Source organism: Thermorudis peleae (genome assembly GCF_000744775.1).
Taxonomy (GTDB): domain Bacteria; phylum Chloroflexota; class Chloroflexia; order Thermomicrobiales; family Thermomicrobiaceae; genus Thermorudis; species Thermorudis peleae.
The window spans coordinates 1,222,184-1,238,463 of record NZ_JQMP01000003.1 but is presented as its reverse complement, the minus strand read 5'-3'; the positions used below and the strand labels follow the sequence as shown (position 1 = coordinate 1,238,463).

The 16,280-nt window shown below is 55.3% G+C and carries 14 protein-coding genes and 1 pseudogene; 8 read left to right on the top strand and 7 right to left on the bottom strand.

What is annotated here, in order from left to right; all coding sequences use genetic code 11:
- Positions 1-2,208, bottom strand: coding sequence for an MMPL family transporter (locus N675_RS08640; protein WP_038038997.1), 2,208 nt, complete (start codon positions 2,206-2,208; stop codon positions 1-3).
- Positions 2,209-2,310: 102 nt separating this feature from the next.
- Here N675_RS08640 and N675_RS08635 point away from each other — a divergent pair, with 102 nt between their 5' ends.
- Positions 2,311-3,093, top strand: a complete 783-nt coding sequence (locus N675_RS08635) for a class I SAM-dependent methyltransferase (RefSeq protein WP_051914491.1) — start codon at positions 2,311-2,313, stop codon at positions 3,091-3,093.
- Here N675_RS08635 and cimA read toward each other — a convergent pair.
- Positions 3,090-4,727, bottom strand: a complete 1,638-nt coding sequence (gene cimA, locus N675_RS08630) for a citramalate synthase (RefSeq protein ID WP_051914490.1) — start codon at positions 4,725-4,727, stop codon at positions 3,090-3,092. The genes N675_RS08635 and cimA overlap by 4 nt on opposite strands.
- Before the next feature lie 298 nt (positions 4,728-5,025).
- Between cimA and N675_RS08625 the strand changes: the two genes are divergently transcribed.
- Positions 5,026-5,436, top strand: coding sequence for an ASCH domain-containing protein (locus N675_RS08625; RefSeq protein WP_051914489.1), 411 nt, complete (start codon positions 5,026-5,028; stop codon positions 5,434-5,436).
- Here N675_RS08625 and N675_RS08620 read toward each other — a convergent pair.
- Together N675_RS08620 and N675_RS08615 are read right to left on the bottom strand one after the other, a co-directional pair.
- On the bottom strand, positions 5,391-7,253 hold the full coding sequence (locus N675_RS08620; protein WP_038038996.1) for a GNAT family N-acetyltransferase: 1,863 nt from the start codon (positions 7,251-7,253) through the stop codon (positions 5,391-5,393). The two genes, N675_RS08625 and N675_RS08620, sit on opposite strands and share 46 nt — an antisense overlap.
- Positions 7,254-7,255: 2 nt before the next feature.
- Positions 7,256-8,884 carry a thiamine pyrophosphate-binding protein gene (locus N675_RS08615; protein ID WP_038038994.1) on the bottom strand — a complete coding sequence of 543 codons (1,629 nt, stop codon included), beginning with the start codon at positions 8,882-8,884 and terminating at the stop codon, positions 7,256-7,258.
- Between the two features lie 268 nt (positions 8,885-9,152).
- Here N675_RS08615 and N675_RS14460 point away from each other — a divergent pair, with 268 nt between their 5' ends.
- On the top strand, positions 9,153-9,494 hold the full coding sequence (locus N675_RS14460; RefSeq protein ID WP_038038992.1) for a cyclic-di-AMP receptor: 342 nt from the start codon (positions 9,153-9,155) through the stop codon (positions 9,492-9,494).
- A 24-nt stretch (positions 9,495-9,518) separates the two neighbouring features.
- Here the strand turns inward: N675_RS14460 and N675_RS08605 are convergent, their stop codons facing one another.
- Complete coding sequence (locus N675_RS08605) at positions 9,519-9,794, bottom strand: hypothetical protein (RefSeq protein WP_038038991.1); 276 nt, start codon at positions 9,792-9,794, stop codon at positions 9,519-9,521.
- A 182-nt stretch (positions 9,795-9,976) separates the two neighbouring features.
- On the opposite strand from N675_RS08605, the gene mobA reads away from it, so the two are divergent.
- The 3 genes from mobA (at position 9,977) to N675_RS14350 (ending at position 11,776) form a co-directional block, all read left to right on the top strand.
- Positions 9,977-10,615, top strand: a complete 639-nt coding sequence (mobA, locus tag N675_RS08600) for a molybdenum cofactor guanylyltransferase (RefSeq protein ID WP_038038990.1) — start codon at positions 9,977-9,979, stop codon at positions 10,613-10,615.
- Between the two features lie 13 nt (positions 10,616-10,628).
- Entirely contained in the window at positions 10,629-11,435 is an 807-nt protein-coding gene (locus N675_RS08595; RefSeq protein WP_038039653.1) for an SAM hydrolase/SAM-dependent halogenase family protein, read from the top strand.
- 65 nt (positions 11,436-11,500) lie between these two features.
- Positions 11,501-11,776: a hypothetical protein gene (locus N675_RS14350; protein WP_038038989.1), complete on the top strand. Its 276-nt coding sequence runs from the start codon at positions 11,501-11,503 to the stop codon at positions 11,774-11,776.
- A gap of 687 nt (positions 11,777-12,463) precedes the next feature.
- On the opposite strand, the pseudogene N675_RS14845 reads toward N675_RS14350, so the two are convergent.
- Positions 12,464-12,724 (bottom strand): annotated as a pseudogene (locus N675_RS14845) (tetratricopeptide repeat protein); the annotation flags it as partial.
- Positions 12,705-14,093, bottom strand: coding sequence for a tRNA (N6-isopentenyl adenosine(37)-C2)-methylthiotransferase MiaB (gene miaB, locus N675_RS08580; RefSeq protein ID WP_081886956.1), 1,389 nt, complete (start codon positions 14,091-14,093; stop codon positions 12,705-12,707). The pseudogene N675_RS14845 and the gene miaB, both read right to left, overlap by 20 nt.
- Before the next feature lie 468 nt (positions 14,094-14,561).
- Between miaB and N675_RS08575 the strand changes: the two genes are divergently transcribed.
- A complete protein-coding gene (locus tag N675_RS08575; protein WP_038038988.1) occupies positions 14,562-15,422 on the top strand; it encodes a hypothetical protein in 861 nt (286 codons plus the stop codon).
- A gap of 30 nt (positions 15,423-15,452) precedes the next feature.
- Positions 15,453-16,271, top strand: a complete 819-nt coding sequence (locus tag N675_RS08570; RefSeq protein WP_038038987.1) for a helix-turn-helix domain-containing protein — start codon at positions 15,453-15,455, stop codon at positions 16,269-16,271.
- Positions 16,272-16,280 lie beyond the last annotated feature (9 nt).

Sequence of the window (16,280 nt, the reverse complement as noted above, 5' to 3'; positions counted from 1 at the left end):
TTAGTGCTCCATACCCCGGACCGGCACAAGCCGAAGTGCGAATCGTGGTATCCACCAGTTCCAGTCCCCGAGTAAGCGCATGGTTGCCGGCACGAGCAAGACACGCACCAGCGTAGCATCAAGCGCAACGGCCAACGCAACACTCAGACCAAGAGCCTTAATGAGCACGACATCAGCAGTAATAAAGGCACCTGCAACAATGACCAGAATTAATGCAGCGCCAGTGATAATCCGACCACTCCGCTCTAATCCCTCAACTACTGCACGCGTATTATCGCCCGTCTGCTCCCACGCCTCGCGGATACGACTCAGGAGGAAGACCTCGTAGTCCATACTCAGACCGAAGAGAAGACAAAAGAGGATGATTGGCAGCGACGATTCAGTGAATCCGAGAGGGTCAAAGTGAAGCAATCGATGAAAGTGGCCTTCCTGAAAGATATAGACTAAAGCACCATAGCTGGCCGTCAAGCTCAGGAGATTCAAGATAACCGCTTTGAGTGGTAACAGCGCTGAGCGCAGCAAGACGAAGAGCACGACATACGTTGCCAGGATGACCGTTGCTGCAGCGTACGGAAACTTCTGGTACATCCGCTGAACATTATCAACGATCTCAGCGGTTGAACCATCCATGAGCACATGGAGACCAGCTGGCGGCTGAATGTGACGCAAATCATGGAGTAATGATCGAGCCTCTGGACTGGCCGGTAGGGCGTTGAAATAGACATAGATGGCCGTTACGTTCTGGCCCGCAAGCTGCTGGTACGCGGCCTGGAGCACTGGATCAGGGATGTGCGCGGGGTCATGGTAGAGTTGCTGGTATTGTGGAAGCGTAATCCGTGGATCGACAGTGACAATGCTGGTTACACGTTCAACACGCGTGTCGGCAGCAATTTGCCGCGTGTAGGCATAGAGGGAGGCAAGGGTCTGCGGGTCGTTTACTAGTTGGTCGGTTTGAACTGCAATCACGATCGGTGAGATGGCCCCTTGGCCAAAGGCCTGGCTCAAGCGATCGAACGCCTGCCGCGACTGGGTACTACGCGGTAGAATCGTCGCATCCGGAGAGCTTAACTGTACGTTGCGGAACGGCAATGCCAGGCCGATGAGAAGCGCCGTTACTGGAATCACCACGAACCAGGGATGACGCATAACACGCGTTGCAGTCTGATGCCAAAAGCCTCCTGTCTGGTCTGGCCGAGAGCGAAGCGTTAACGCATTGACACGCGGGCCGACGATCGCAAGCATAGCCGGTAAGAACGTCATCGCAGAGAGCACAGCAGTCAATACGACCAACATGCCAGCAATACCAACGGAGCGCATGAAGAGAAATTCGAAAAAGCTCAGCCCACTCAACCCAATGAGTACTGTCAAGCCAGAAAAGAAGACAGCCCGGCCGGCCGTAGCAACCGTTTTCTCAACAGCCTGTACGACAGAACCATGAAGAAGTTCTTCGCGGAATCGGCTGACGAGGAAGAGCGAATAATCGATGGCTAATCCAAGCCCGAGCATACTCGCAACATTGAGGGAGAACACCGAAAGCGACATGACGTGCGTGAGCAGGTAGAGAAAGCCAAGCACAAGCGCTACATTAATTGCGCCAACAATCAGCGGGATGATCGCCGTCACCACACTGCCAAAGACGAAAACGAGAGCGACCAAGGCGAAAGGAAACGCAACAATTTCAGCACGCCGCAAGTCATGTTCTGTCACATGGGCAAAGTCGGCGTAGAGTACAGGACTGCCCGAAAGCTGGACCGTGAGATTGGTTGGGACAAGTGCTTGTTGGATCTCCCGTGCGGTCCCTTCAGCCGATTCAGGATCGCGCTTCAGCCGTATCACTGCATACGCAAGAGAGCCATCCGGCGCAATTTGCCGGGGGTTCTGCATAAACCAATCGATTCCTGCAACATCCGGCAGTGAAGTGACGCGGCTTAACGCTCGTTGTGCCTCGGCAATGAATTGCGGATCAGTCGGCTTCCACGTCGGATGACTAAACAGGACCAGGATTGTGCTTGGGCTGTATCCTGGGATATTCTGCTGCAGCAAGGCACGTGCTTTGGCTGATTCAGTCTGCGAACTCGAGAAGCCGCCAGGCGAAAGGACATCAGCAACACGTGGCAAAACAGGAAGTGTTGCAAGGGCAGCGGCGAACCAGAGCACGACAATCGGCCAGCGGAACCGGTACGCCAAGCGCCCAAACCACCGAAACACGCAGCACTCCCTCCATTCTCCCGCCAACTCTATTCACCCACCCAAAAGGTATAACACCAACGCTGCCTAAAACGAGGAATTTAGCGAGAGAGGAAGGCACAAGTGAACACAGACGCAGAGATCCGGATACGAGTGCAACAGCAGTTTGGGCGTGTTGCCCGCGCTTACCAGACGAGTCCAACCTTTGCGACGGGCATTGATCTTGAACTCCTGCTCAGACTTGCAGCAGTGCGCCCCGGAGAACGCGCTCTCGACGTGGCTACAGGCGCTGGGCATACCGCCAAGCTGTTAGCGCAACACGGAGCGCACGTCATTGCGCTCGACCTTACCCCATCGATGCTTCATGTTGCTCGAGAGACCCTACGAGAGGCTGACAGCGAAGGCAGCTGTCTGTTTCTTGCAGGAGATGCGACTGCTCTTCCACTTCGCAGCGCCTCAATGGCGCTCGTCACCTGTCGCATTGCTCCCCATCACTTTCCCTCGCCACATCACTTTCTTGCTGAGGTCGCACGCGTCCTGCAACCTGGCGGGCGTTTCATTCTCGTTGACAATCTTGGTCCTGATGATCCTGCGTTAGCTCACGCCCTTGACGAGCTTGAACGACAACGAGATCCCAGCCATGTACACAGTCTTTCACGCCGGGCTTGGCTCGACGGGCTTCGCACAGTTGGACTTGTCCCCGACGTTGTGATGGAAGTACAACGTTGGCACAACTGGAAGGAGTGGACTGAGCGTTCGGGGATGACGTCCGACCAGCGAGCAGAGCTGGAGGCATGGTTTCTCAGCCAACCAGCCCTGCTCGCATACCTCGGTGCGCACGTGGAGGAGGGGTCTATCCTCGGTTTTCGTGACGATAAACTCATCGTCCGGGCCTGGCGCCGCTAACGAGACGCCTTAGCTTCCACTGCCGGAGTAATTGACTGTGTTCCAGTTGGTAACGGCGTAACTAACGGGTACGTCAAGCTATCAGCAAGCGCCATCCATGATGCTTCGATGATATTGGTAGAGCACCCAACAGTGCTCCAGCTGCGGAAGTTATCCCCGGAGCGGATCCAGACTCGCACTTTTGCCCCTGTGCCGTGATGGTCGTCAAGCACCCGCACTTTGTAGTCCTCAAGGCGCACATCGGCAATGTGCGGGTAGAAAGCTTGCAACGCTTTGCGCGTCGCCGCGTCAAGGGCATTCACCGGCCCGTTGCCTTCTGCAGCAGTATGGAAAACCTGATCATGAATTTGAAGCTTTACCATCGCCTCCGCCAGCATCCCACGACCTTCACGATATTCAGTGAGCACAGTGTAATCGAGCACAGTGAAGGGCGGAGTATAGCCGGGCAATGCTCGCCGGATCAGCAGTTCAAGTGACGCGTCGGCATCTTCAAACCAAAATCCGAGAAATTCCAACTCTTTGATTTGCTCAACGATCTGTCGTACGATCTCTGGCTTGTCGCTTAAATCGATGCCAAATGTCTGAGCTTTAAGAACAATATTGCTCCGTCCACTGAGCTCAGACACTAAGACATGGCGCGTGTTTCCGACTGCCTCAGGGGGCATGTGTTCATAGGCACGCGGCTCCTTCGCAATTGCATTCACGTGGAGGCCAGCTTTGTGGGTAAAGGCATGTGCCCCGACGAATGGGAGCTTTGGATCGTGCGCGACATTCGCTACTTCCGCTACATAGCGAGAGGTCTCTGTCAAGAGCGCAAGTTTTCCAGGTGGTAAGCAGCGATACCCCATCTTATATTCAAGAATTGGGATCACTGAGCACAAATTCGCGTTGCCAACACGCTCTCCAAGGCCATTGATCGTTCCTTGAACATGTCGCGCCCCAGCTCGCACAGCGGCAATACTGTTCGCAACCGCCAATTCACAGTCATTATGCGTATGAATGCCAACAACACAGGGAATTTCTCGCACAACGTGTCGCACTGCTTCAGTTAATGGCTCGGTCAGCGTCCCACCATTCGTATCGCAGAGCACGACAGCATCAGCTCCAGCCTCACATGCAGCCCGTAAGACAGCAAGAGCATAGTTGGGATCGTCGCGGTAGCCGTCAAAAAAATGCTCTGCATCAAAGAACACTTCCTTCCCGGCAGCCTTCAGGTACGCGACAGATTCGCGTACCATTGCTAAGTTTTCGTCGAGCGTCGTGTTCAATACGCGTACGACCTGGAATGCTGACGCTTTTCCAACAATGGTGACGGTCGGCGTCTGGGCAGAAAGCAGCAATTGCAGATTAGCATCATCCTCTGGAGCGACGTGCGCCCTTCGTGTACTGCCAAAAGCTACGATGCGTGCATGCTCCCAGTGTTCATGAGCTGCCCGCTCAAAAAATGCAAGATCCTTCGGGTTAGAACCAGGCCAGCCGCCCTCGATATAGGCAACGCCAAGGCGATCGAGCGCCCGTGCGATCTTCAACTTATCGTCAGTGGTCAAGGAAATGCCAGAACCTTGCGTCCCATCACGAAGCGTCGTGTCATAGATTGCAACTGTTGGCCCGGACGTCATTGGTTCTGCCGCCATAGTACCCTCCCTATTGCAAGACCACTGCACAATACTGAGCGGCCTCCCCACATGGGGAGGCCGCCGACATCCTCGCGTTCGCTTTTGGTTATCGGCCTAGCGCCGACATGACAGCACTCCCCAGCACCGGCTAGCCCCGCCCAGGCGGGGCCGAATAATCGCGAGAATCCGGATTGGCAAAGCCTGCGTGCTGGAGCGCGACATCATATCCAGCGCCTCTTTCCCTTCTTCTTCAGAGAATACGCGGTATTCATCTCGCCGTCAAGTCTCTATACTGACATGTGGAGGGAGACACACGATGTCACAAGACGAGCCCGAACTACCGGAGCATATTCTGACTGTCCGTGAGCCCTGGGCAACGCACATCGTGGAGGGGCGAAAACTTTGGGAAATTCGGCGCTATCCAACGCGGATTCGTGGGCGCATCGGAATTGCCAGCAGCCGGGGACTCATCGGCACCGTTCGACTGACTGATGTCTTAGGGCCATTTACCATCGAGGAATTGCTTGATCATATTGAGAAGCATCTGGCCCCCGCCACCTTTCTCGAAGCGTATGCTCAGGGGCAACCACTGTACGCTTGGGTGCTTGAGGATCCAGAACCCTTTCCAACACCGTATGCGCTCGAACGGCCAACTGGGCCCCGCATTTGGGTCCGGCGGCGTCACGTTAAAGGTCGAACACCGCCATACCCCACCACCAATGTATGATCAGGGGCCAGCGCCTCAACAACTTCAGGACGATGAGTCGCTACGATGACCGTCACTGCAAGCCGGCGAGCGAGTTCACTCAACTTGCGTGCCACACGGCGAGCGAGTGATGGATCGAGATGAGCAGCAAATTCGTCGATAAGGATCAGGTTCGCACGGCTCGCAAAGAGCAACGCAAGCCGTGCTCGTTCCCGCTGTCCAGTTGAAAGCTGTCCCGGAGTTGCTCGGAAGAGCAAAGCATCGCCGAGTCCGACCGCATTGAGCAACTCGAGCGCAGCAACTTCATCATTCGTAAGGCGCCATACTGCTTCAAGAAGTGTTACGCCTTCAAACAGTGGTTCGCGCTCACCAGGGAAGAAGACGGCCACCTGAACGTTCTCGGGCACCAGTACGCGTCCAGTATCCGGCTGAGCAACCGATCCAAACGGTTCACCAGCTGCTTGAGCAATCATGCGGAGGAGTGTTGTTTTCCCACTTCCGGAAGCACCAACAAGGGCAACGATAGCGCGTGGAGGAATTTCAAGACTGAGGCGGCGGAAAACGGTTTTCGTCATTGTGCGTCTGGCCACACCAAAAGCACGGAGCAGTTGCTGCAACGACATGGGTAAGGCACGAAGGCTTAACGTTGTGCGGTAGAACTTGGTGACATGATCGATAACGATCGAGCCGGCCAATGGTTCTACCGGGTCAAGCCGAGCGCGATAAAGCTGTCCGCGATGCTGCTGCCCAACTTCGTCATGGGCAAGAAAATGGTCGATGCGGGTTTGCGCGTCGGGCGTCAGCGCATAGTAGAGCACAGGCCGGCCAGACGCCGTATCCCAGAGGTAGCGGAATCCAACCCGTTCAAAAAATGGATTATACCGAGCCATGAGGGCAACAGTTTCAACGATATCCTTGGCTTGGCGCATTTCCGGAATGCGCCGATCGTGAATCCAGCGAAGGGCAGCCTGGACAAGGCGAACGCCTAACCCATCACCACGATAGTCGGGATGCACGACAACGCGAGCAATCCGTGCTCCACGGGTGTTGCACTGAGCCAGCGCCTCGGCCTCTGCCATCGCCCAGAGTTCACGGGCTGGCCGATCGGGATGTTCCTTACGAAGACGCCGGTACACAACAACTGGCCAATACGTCGGCGAAATCCAATCGGGAGGGAAGATCTGCCGACGGATATCGCGGACAATCGTCCCATCAGGAAGTCGTCGATGCATGATCGGCAATGGAGGATCAACGCGGACATAGCCAATCACCGATGGCTCATACGGCTCGCGGTCAAGCAACTCAGCAAGCAGAAACCGACTTGCTCGTGTGGCATCAACGAGGTCTGCAAAGCGCATTGGACGATGACATACTGGGCAAAATGGCTGCGCATTTGCAACAACGACGCGCCCATCGTCGGGACAGTACCATCGCGCGATTTCAGCTTCTTCAGCCGCGTAGTGGTGCTGTTCAAAGTCGACAATGGCGAGAAAGTCCGATTCACGCGTCGCTTCGCGGAAACGAAGGCGATAGGTATAAAGCGGCTGGTCAGAAAGTGGTAGCGTCCGAACGAGTTGTTGCTCATCCTGCCATACTGGCCAAACTGGTATGAGCCCATCATCGCTGACGCGTGCGAGCATATAGTTATCAAACCCGAGTGGTTCCTCCTTGTCTGCAGATAGACGGGAGAATTCAACGATTTCTCCAGGCTGAAACCACTGGGCAATCGTTCCCGTCATGGGCAGCGCATAATTCCGTACCCCGTCTGAAACGAGGAGACGGCCATACCACCGATAACGCCAGAGTTGCAGATCGTGACCGGTAACCTGACACCGCATTGCTACACCGGAAAAGAAACCGGAAGCTCAATCACCGTCGGCACAGAGCGCTCAAGCGCAACACTCAACGCGTCTTGCAGTTGCTCCGGTGAGGCTACGCGCACCGATGGAATCCCATATGCGGCAGCAAGACGCTGAAAATCGGGATTGACGAGATCAACCGCAATAAAACGGCGATCAAAACGTCGCGCCTGCTCGTCCTTGACAGCGGTATATGCGGAATCGTTGCAGAGGATAATCGGCAAACCGATCCCAAGTTGTACCGCTGCTCCGAGTTCTTCCATAGTGTATTGGAATCCGCCATCACCAACCAAAGCCACAACTGGCACATCAGGTCGGGCAATTTTCGCACCAATTGCTGCTGGCAGCGCAAAGCCGAGCGTTCCGTAGCCAGTCGGGAAGAGGTAACTTCGCGGTGTATAGACGGGATAGAAGCGATTCGCGACGTAGCCCATCATCGTCATGTCAACCACAAGGATGCCGTCGCGCGGAAGAGCTGAGCGAATTGCACGTATGTAGGCTGCCTGCTCATGCCCCCACGCTCGTGCCAGAGCCTTCTGCCGAACTGCAGCAACCTCATCCGGCGACCAGCCTGCGCATTGAAGACGCTCATGTCGCAGAGCCTCGAGTAAGGCACGTGCTGTGAGCCGGCAATCGGCAACGATGGGGATCGTTGGTGGATAGTTGCGTAATATCTCCTGCGGATCAGCATCAACGCGAATGCGGATGGGTGGGAGTGGCATCTGTTGGTAATTCGTCTCCATTGCGCCAAGCTTGGAGCCAAAAATCAAGACAAGGTCTGCTTCACGCAAAAGATTTTCAACCGGATTGCCCGGTTCCCAGAGGTTTCCCACACTATACGGATGGTCATCTGGAATACTGCCCTTACCCTGCGTGCTGGTTAGTACTGGAGCGTGCAACCACTCTGCCAATGCTGCCAGCTCAGCTCCAGCTTGACTTGCAACTGCCCCACCACCAGCGTAGATCACAACGCGACGTGCCGTGGCGATTGTCTTGGCCGCTACAGCAACGATCTCTGGTGATGGCGCCATGACGGGTCGCGTTATTGGCGTGAGTGAAGCAACGTCGATGTCCGCTTCAGCACTCAGGACGTCGAGGGGAACTTCCAGATAGGCAGGACGAGAGCGTCCTCCAAGCATGAAGGTCAACGCCTCATGGAGAAGGCATGGAATTTCTTGAACAGTATGCGCACGCTTCGCCCAAGGGGTAATGCTTCGCATTAAGCCGAGCTGATCGCGAAGGTCGTGGAGATGGCCAAGCATCTGCCCCTGCCACGCCTGCTCGACATTGGACGCAATCACCAGGACTGGTGATGAATCAGCATAGGCTTCGGCAAACGGCGTAGCGACGTTTGTGACCCCCGGGCCAGTAATAACAATCGCTACGCCAGGGCGTCCTGAAACGCGGGCATAGCCATCAGCCATGAACCCAACGCCCTGCTCATGGCGAGCAAGGACATGGCGGATCGGTGAATCATATAAGGCATCATAAATTTCAAGCGTATGGACGCCGGGAATACCAAAGACGACGTCAACGCCAAGTCGCTCGAGTGTATGGACAACCGCTTGCCCACCACGAACTCGCACATGTTCCCCCTGTTCCCGTAACATGCTGTATCGTGCTTGTCCCGATATGCTTACACGCGAGATACGGGCACGCTCTCACCCTTTTGTTCAGGGTAACAAACGCCCACCAACCATGTCGATGAGCCCTGCACCACAGAAGCCAGGGTGTGGACTCATTCCTGGTGCCAATGGCGGCACCATAAGCCAAAACAAAACCGCGCCGGGTCAGCAGAAGCTCTGCGTTGTATGCGACACTTTATCGTGGCGAAAGGTTCTGTCAAGAGGAGTCATAGTCAGAGAGTCAGGAGTCGGGATGCACCTCATTATTGCGATCGTGCATGAGCAGGATGCCCCACTGATTGTGGCTACGCTCGTTGAAGCAGGTTTGAAGGTGACGCAAATTTCAGCTACCGGCAAACTTCTGCAACCTGGAAGCGCCGCACTGCTGCTCGGGGTTTCAGAAGATGAACTTCGTCAAGCGCTTCAACTCTTGCACGCATACTGGCAGGAGCAACCAGCACCGCCAGCACCTGATCGTCTCGAAGAGGAATCCGAATGGCAAACAGTTCCATTACCGCGTGTCGTCGGAGGAGGCTCGCTCTTCATCCTCCCAGTCGAACGCTACGAGCAAGTCCTTAGCGGAGTATCACGATAGCCAGACTTTTAATAGCCAGATTTTTTAAGAGGAACCAAGGGGTTGCGTCCCGCTTGCTGGCACTTCTGCTGGAATCATTGGAGCAAGCAGCCGTTCAAGCGCCATGATATGGCTGCACGTACCAAGCCCAAGAGCAGAGAACGAATGACACGTGCAACTCCAGTGCTGATCTTCGAACCGCACGTCATAGACGTCGTGGTCGCCACGGAAACGAACATGAAGTGATTGGAGCTGAGCACGCTCTGGTTCTTCAGCGTATCGGCGAGCTTTCTCGATCTTCCCGATGAGTGCCGAATTCATGGGTGCTGCCCTCCTTTAGCGACGCAACCCTACCCACTGCCACAAGACCTCGCTGAAGAGTCCACCGGCCTCCGTTCAATACGCCGCTCTGCTCGAATCACCACTTTGCTCGCTACACTGCTGGAAGTACGAGACCAGTATACTTCGGACGGAGAAAAGAGCACAAGAGGGGTAGTGCGATCGTGGATCTTTCGATTGCGATTCTGTCCGGAGGCCAGAGTCGTCGTATGGGGAAAGATAAAGCTCTGCTTGATGTTGGGGGTGAGCCACTGCTTGGACGTGTCCTCCGGCGGGTTGCTCCGCTTTCAGATGATCTCCTGCTCATTGCCCCAGCACGTCCAGGATATGAGCAATTTGCCGCCCGTCGAGTCGACGATCTTGTCCCACAAGCTGGACCATTAGGCGGGATCTACACCGCGCTTACAACTGCGCAACATCCCTACTGCCTCGTTTTAGCGTGTGATCTCCCCTTTGTTAACGTGCAATTGCTCCGCTATATGATCAGCCTTCCTCGAGATTATGACGTCCTCATTCCTGCGCTTCGTGGCACAAGCGCTCAGGGTGGTGAAGAAACGCTGCAAACGCTCCACGCGATCTACAGCCGAGCCTGCATTCCTGCAATTGAACAGCAACTCGCCCAGGGGCGATACCAGGTTATCGGCTTCTTCCCACGAGTTCATGTCCGGCGCATTCCTGAGTCGACTGTTCGACAATTTGATCCCGAGTTACTCAGCTTCTTTAATGCGAACACACCAGAGGCTTATGCCTGGGCGCTTGCGCATGTGCAGGCCTTCGATGCTGCAGAACGCCTTCAGGGATGAGATTGGACTCGCAATGAACCGCTTTCCTCGACCCAGTGGCTTGATTACACTCCTGACAGATTTCGGCGAGCGCGACACCTATGTGGGACAGATGAAAGCCGTGATCCTCAGTCTTGCCCCACAGGTTCGCCTTGTTGACCTGACCCACGCTGTTCCACCACAAGATATTCTCGAAGGAAGCTTTCAGCTTGCGACAGCGTGGCGTGTCTTCCCACCAGGAACAGTGCATGTCGCAGTGGTCGATCCAGGAGTCGGGACGGCACGGCGTGCTCTCGCGTGTCTTGCCGGCGAGCAGTACTTCGTGCTGCCAGACAATGGGGTAGGAACCCTGGTTTTTCGTGAGACACCGCCCCACATGGTCGTGGCACTCGATCGCCCCCAATTTTTCCGTCATCCTGTCTCACGGACATTTCATGGCCGTGATATCTTCGCACCTGTAGCAGCTCACCTTGCATCGGGTACTGACCTTGCACTCCTTGGCACACCAATCGCACCAAGCGAGATTGTCCAGCTCTCGCTTACGCCTGTGGTACGGACACCGGAACGTGTGCAAGGCCCACTGTTGTCAATCGACCACTTCGGCAATTGTCGAACGCTGATCCGGCCCGAGGATATTCCGTTTGCCTATGAAACTGCGCTTGTTCGGTGTGGGAGTGTGGTAATTCATGGTATTCACACGACATATGGCGATGTCAAACCGGGGTCACCACTTGCACTTTTCGGCAGCCACGGCGGCCTTGAGATTGCAATTCGCAACGGAAACGCTGCACACGAACTTGGCCTCCGTCGTGGCGATCTTGTTGAAATTACGTCAGCCTAGACAGTACAGCATCCTCTGGTATACTGCCATGGTGTACATGTGTGATCGGTTCATGAGGGAGCAGCATGGCACAACGCCGACCGCGATCAGGACAGCGACCAGCACAAACCAGAAGGCCAGCCCCGAACACAGTAACACCACAGCCAATGCCTCGGACAGCAGCGCCGACACGCGTATCAAACACGCAGGCTGCCAGCATAAATCACCCGACTGGTATTGTCTCGCCGTGGGGACGCGTTGACGAAGAGTTCTCCATGATTCGCTCGGACTTGCGGCGCCTGCTGATCCTTACTGCCTTGATTATTGCTGTCTTAATCGCCCTTACGTTTGTCCTCCGCTAGCAGCCGAATTGAGAGAAACGAAGCCCCTGGGGTGTGTTGCCCCAGGGGTACTATGCGTTCGGAAGCAAGCTAGCTATCTAAAGGAGAGTCGTCGGTGAAATCGAGGTCAGAAAGAAGTGGCTCATCCTCGACAAGTAATTCTTCTTCGGGAGTAACCTCCTCGGACAAGACCGCTTCTTCTTCCTCTTCCTCAGTCTCCTCAAGCAACTCGGCAACCTCTTCTTCCCCAAGTTCTTCTTCCTCTTGGAGGCCACTTTCGGGCAAATACGGCCGAGGCGCTGCAATTTTGGGCTGCGGCGGGAAGGAAGGGCGCTCGAGCAAGCTCGCTGTCCGGAAGACCTCCCGCAAGATCACACGCACTGTGCTGCCATTCAATGCGACCACGTACGCGCGGTACTGATTGCCTTGCTGGATCAGGTCACGAAGACGACGGGTAAGCTCCGCATCGAGTCGGCCAAGACAACGACCGACTGGATCACAGACAACGACAGCATTATCCCGAACCTCAACGAGCAACTCCTGGCCTGGAAAAAGCTGTGCCAAGATTGCTGAATCGGCTGGTTCAAGCACATCGGTCACATACGTCCGACCTACTTCTTCGATAAAAACATCAGCACGTGCCGGCTGCTGAAGCAGCGCAACGCTGCCACCATTATCGCCATTCCACCACTGCAAGCGATTCAAATTACGTTGCGCAATGGTGTTTCCAGGATCAATCTCTAACGCCTTTTCATAGGCTTCGCGTGCAGCATCCAGCTGACCAAGGGCAGCGAGGGCTCGACCTAATCGGTTATATGCAGCAACATCGCGCGGAGCATATTCGAGTAGCTTTCGATTTGCCTCTACTGCTCGTTCCCACTCGCCATGCAACGCGTACTGCTTGGCTGCGTTGGTTAAGCGACGGATTAATCGACGCTCTTGTGCACCTTCACCGGGAAACTGCAACATACTGCTGTACCCCTCCATGCGATGTTTGTGGTTCTATCAGCTCTCCAAGGAGGTACCATGGACTTACCTGCGTGATGCGAACGTGGACGAGCTTGCCTTTCCATGAGTCAGGCGACTCAAAGAAGACCAACGTGTTGCCCCGCGTTCGCCCACGCCATCGACCGCGAGCCATACCGTCCACCAGGACCTCGACAACTTGGCCTCGATAGCGCTCATTCCGCTCGCGGCAGATTTGTTCTTGCAACTTTTCAATCGCTTGATGACGGCGCCGCTTTTCAGCACGTGGCACATCGTCTTCCCAGCGCGCGGAAAGTGTGCCCGGCCGTGGCGAATACATTGCCACATGTACTTTGTCAAAACGGATATCTTCAAGTAACTGGTACGTATGTTGGAATTGTTCCTCTGTCTCTCCTGGAAAACCAACGATGATATCAGTAGAGAGTGTCACGTCGGGAATCATTTCGCGAATCTTGGCAATACGCTCGCGATAGTACTCGACCGTGTAGTTGCGCCGCATGCGTCGAAGGACTTCATTATCGCCAGATTGAACCGGCAAGTTAACATGTTCACAGACTTTCGGCAAATCACGAATTGCTGCGATGAGCTTGTCCGAGAAGTACTTGGGATGCGATGTAAGGAAACGGATACGCTCAATGCCATCAACCTCATGCACCGCAGCTAAGAGGTCAGCCAGATCCGGCTGGCCTGGTAGGTCGTGGCCGTAGGCATTAACAGTCTGCCCTAACAACGTAATTTCGCGAACACCACGGGCTGCTAGACGCTCAACCTCGGCCACGATATCAGCCATTGGCCGGCTTCGCTCTCGCCCACGTCGATATGGTACGATGCAGTACGAGCAGACAAAGTTACAGCCATAGATAATCGGCACAAACGCGGTAACTTCGGGGTCACTTGTCCCCTCATCATAGTAATGTGGCAGCTCAGCAAGATCGAAATCGACATCACGCAGCTCAGGGGCAATTTCAACAAGTCGTTCAAATTCCGACGGTCCATAAAAGAGATCGACATGCGGGAATCGTGCTGAAAGCTTCTCTTCCTGACCGGTGACCATACAACCGGTTACGGCAATTCGTACATTGGGGTTTCGCTGCTTTAAGCGAGCAAGTGCGCCAATATGTCCTGCGGCTTTCTCCTCAGCCTGCTGCCGAACAACACACGTATTGACAATAACGATGTCGGCATCTTCTTCACGGAGCGCACTGACGTATCCTGCCTGCCGTAACAGCGCCGCAGCTTTGGCAGACTCGGCTTCGTTCATTTGGCAGCCGATGGTCCAGATATGAAAGCGTTTGACTCCATCCACAGGACGTTCAACCGGCAAGGATGTCGGGAACACAGACCTCGTCATGGCTCCTCCACCTCAGGGTAGGGTAGCCTATCACAACATGGCAAGTATAACGATTTGGGTTGCCTTCAGCCCACTGCGTAACCTTTCGCCAGCCCATTCGTTATGAAATAGTGGGAGCAGGACGTGAGGCAACGCTCGCGTCGGGGAAGGGGAGTAACCTGCTCCGGTTAGGGGGAGCGGGCGAAGGGGGCGCATTCATGCGCCCCCTTCGTTGTTTAATACCGCGATCACCGGTACTGCGTCCCAGCGATTTTCTCAGCGTCACGATGTTCTTGCGTTCATACACTTTAGCGTTGCATTGCTCAAGCAGCTCTTCGTCCTGCCGCAGCCCTTTTCCCAACCAATGCAGGGTGCTACCATCAAGAGGTAACACGCGAGACGGTGGACGCGAGAGTGTTGCTTCATTCCTATGAGCGTCCTGTCTCGTTCTATGCTTTGCAATACGCTTTACCTAAGGAGGGCACAAGGGTGCCACAGCGTCGCTGTGGAACATGCCGCTATTTCGAAGAAGGTTCGCTCGCAGGGGCTGGGTGGTGCCGACATCCGCTTCGTCGTGAGCTCCATCACATGGTACTTGTCCGGAAAAACGAGCTTGCTTGCCAAACAGGCTGGGATAATGACCTTTGGGAACCACGAGAGAGCACCGTACACGGCGCCATACACGACGACTCCTCGGCCTTTCTCGCTGAAATGCCTCCCCAGCACCTTCCGCATCGTGACGTGGGCAAACAGCAACAACCAACATTAGTGCCACCAACGACTGTTACTACTGCATCACCTTCAGCACTATCGGCGTCCCCTGTCACTGGGCAGGCTACAACCGCTGAGTCATCCCCGCACAAACAGCGTGCGCAGCGCGTGCGCCCCAGTACCCACGCTCCTGACACCGGAAAGACCATTGAGACTGATGCGATACCCGCTCACCAAAGTGGCTTAACCGAGCCATTGCCCCAGCTTGACCGAGAAGATCAGGAAGCTGTCACCGAAGCACATCGACTGGAGGAACCGCTCCTTGATGAGCCGATCCCTCCTGCACTCAGCAATTTGCCACGCTGCTGCCGCACATGCCGTGATTTCCGTCCTATTGGCGACGGCACAACCGGCTGGTGTGCCAACGCCTTCGCATTTCCTGAGCGGACGAAGGTAGCGGCGAATGCCTTGCCGTGTGCAAGCTCACTGGGATCATGGTGGACACCTCACGACGAATGGTGGCTGGAACAAGCAGACATTTCCCATCATGGTCGACCAACGCCGAACGTCGATGAATACTTGCGGCAGTTACTCGCTGCGCGCGATAGTACGCGGACGCGGCGAAGTCGTTCAGCATAGGCAAGGATCATATCTGTTACGTTGGAGGCTATGGGCGAATTCGGCGACTTGTTACGGAATGCTCGCGCCTATCGGGGAGTGACGCTTGCGGATGCCGAGCGCGCCACGCGCATTCATCGGCGTTATCTCGCTGCACTTGAACAAGAAGCGTTTGACGTCCTTCCCCCACTCACCTATGCTCGGGGGATTGTCCGGGCCTATGCCCAATATCTTGGCCTTGATCCCGTTACTGTCCTTGCGAAGTTTGAAGAAGCACACGGCCAACGGAGCGGAGGATTCCGGGTTGTCCCGGCAGTGAAGTCAGTACCACGAACGGGGCACTGGGCACCCAACTTTGCTATTATCGCTTTTATGGTTGTGATCTCCGCTGTTGTCTTTGCCTGGATTTATAGCGCCCTGAGTCCACACCCGAAGCAAGCTCCAACCCTGCTCCTTGCGGACACACCGACGGCAACAAATGGACCAACCGCAGCGATAACGCCAGCTGCAGCTCTTGCAACGCCGCCCGCTTTCGTCGTAACAGCAACACCAACAGCAATACAATCACCGACCCTTGCTGCATCATCAGCTACTCCCTCACCTACTTCTCCTCCACCGTCGCCAACGCCGAGTCCAACGCCGACAAGCCACACGTTCGTTATTGCTGCAACAGACCGCGTCTGGGTTGAAGCGAGCGTTGATGGCAACGTAGCGCTTGCAAAAGTTATGAGCCCAGGCGAGCGCGTTACACTCCAGGGGAAAACACTGTCAGTAACGTCAGGAAACGCGCCAAAAGTTCGCGTCTATGTCGACGGACAGGATCGTGGCCCGCTTGGCTCAACGTGGAGCGAGAGCCAAACGTATCCATAGCGCTCTGCA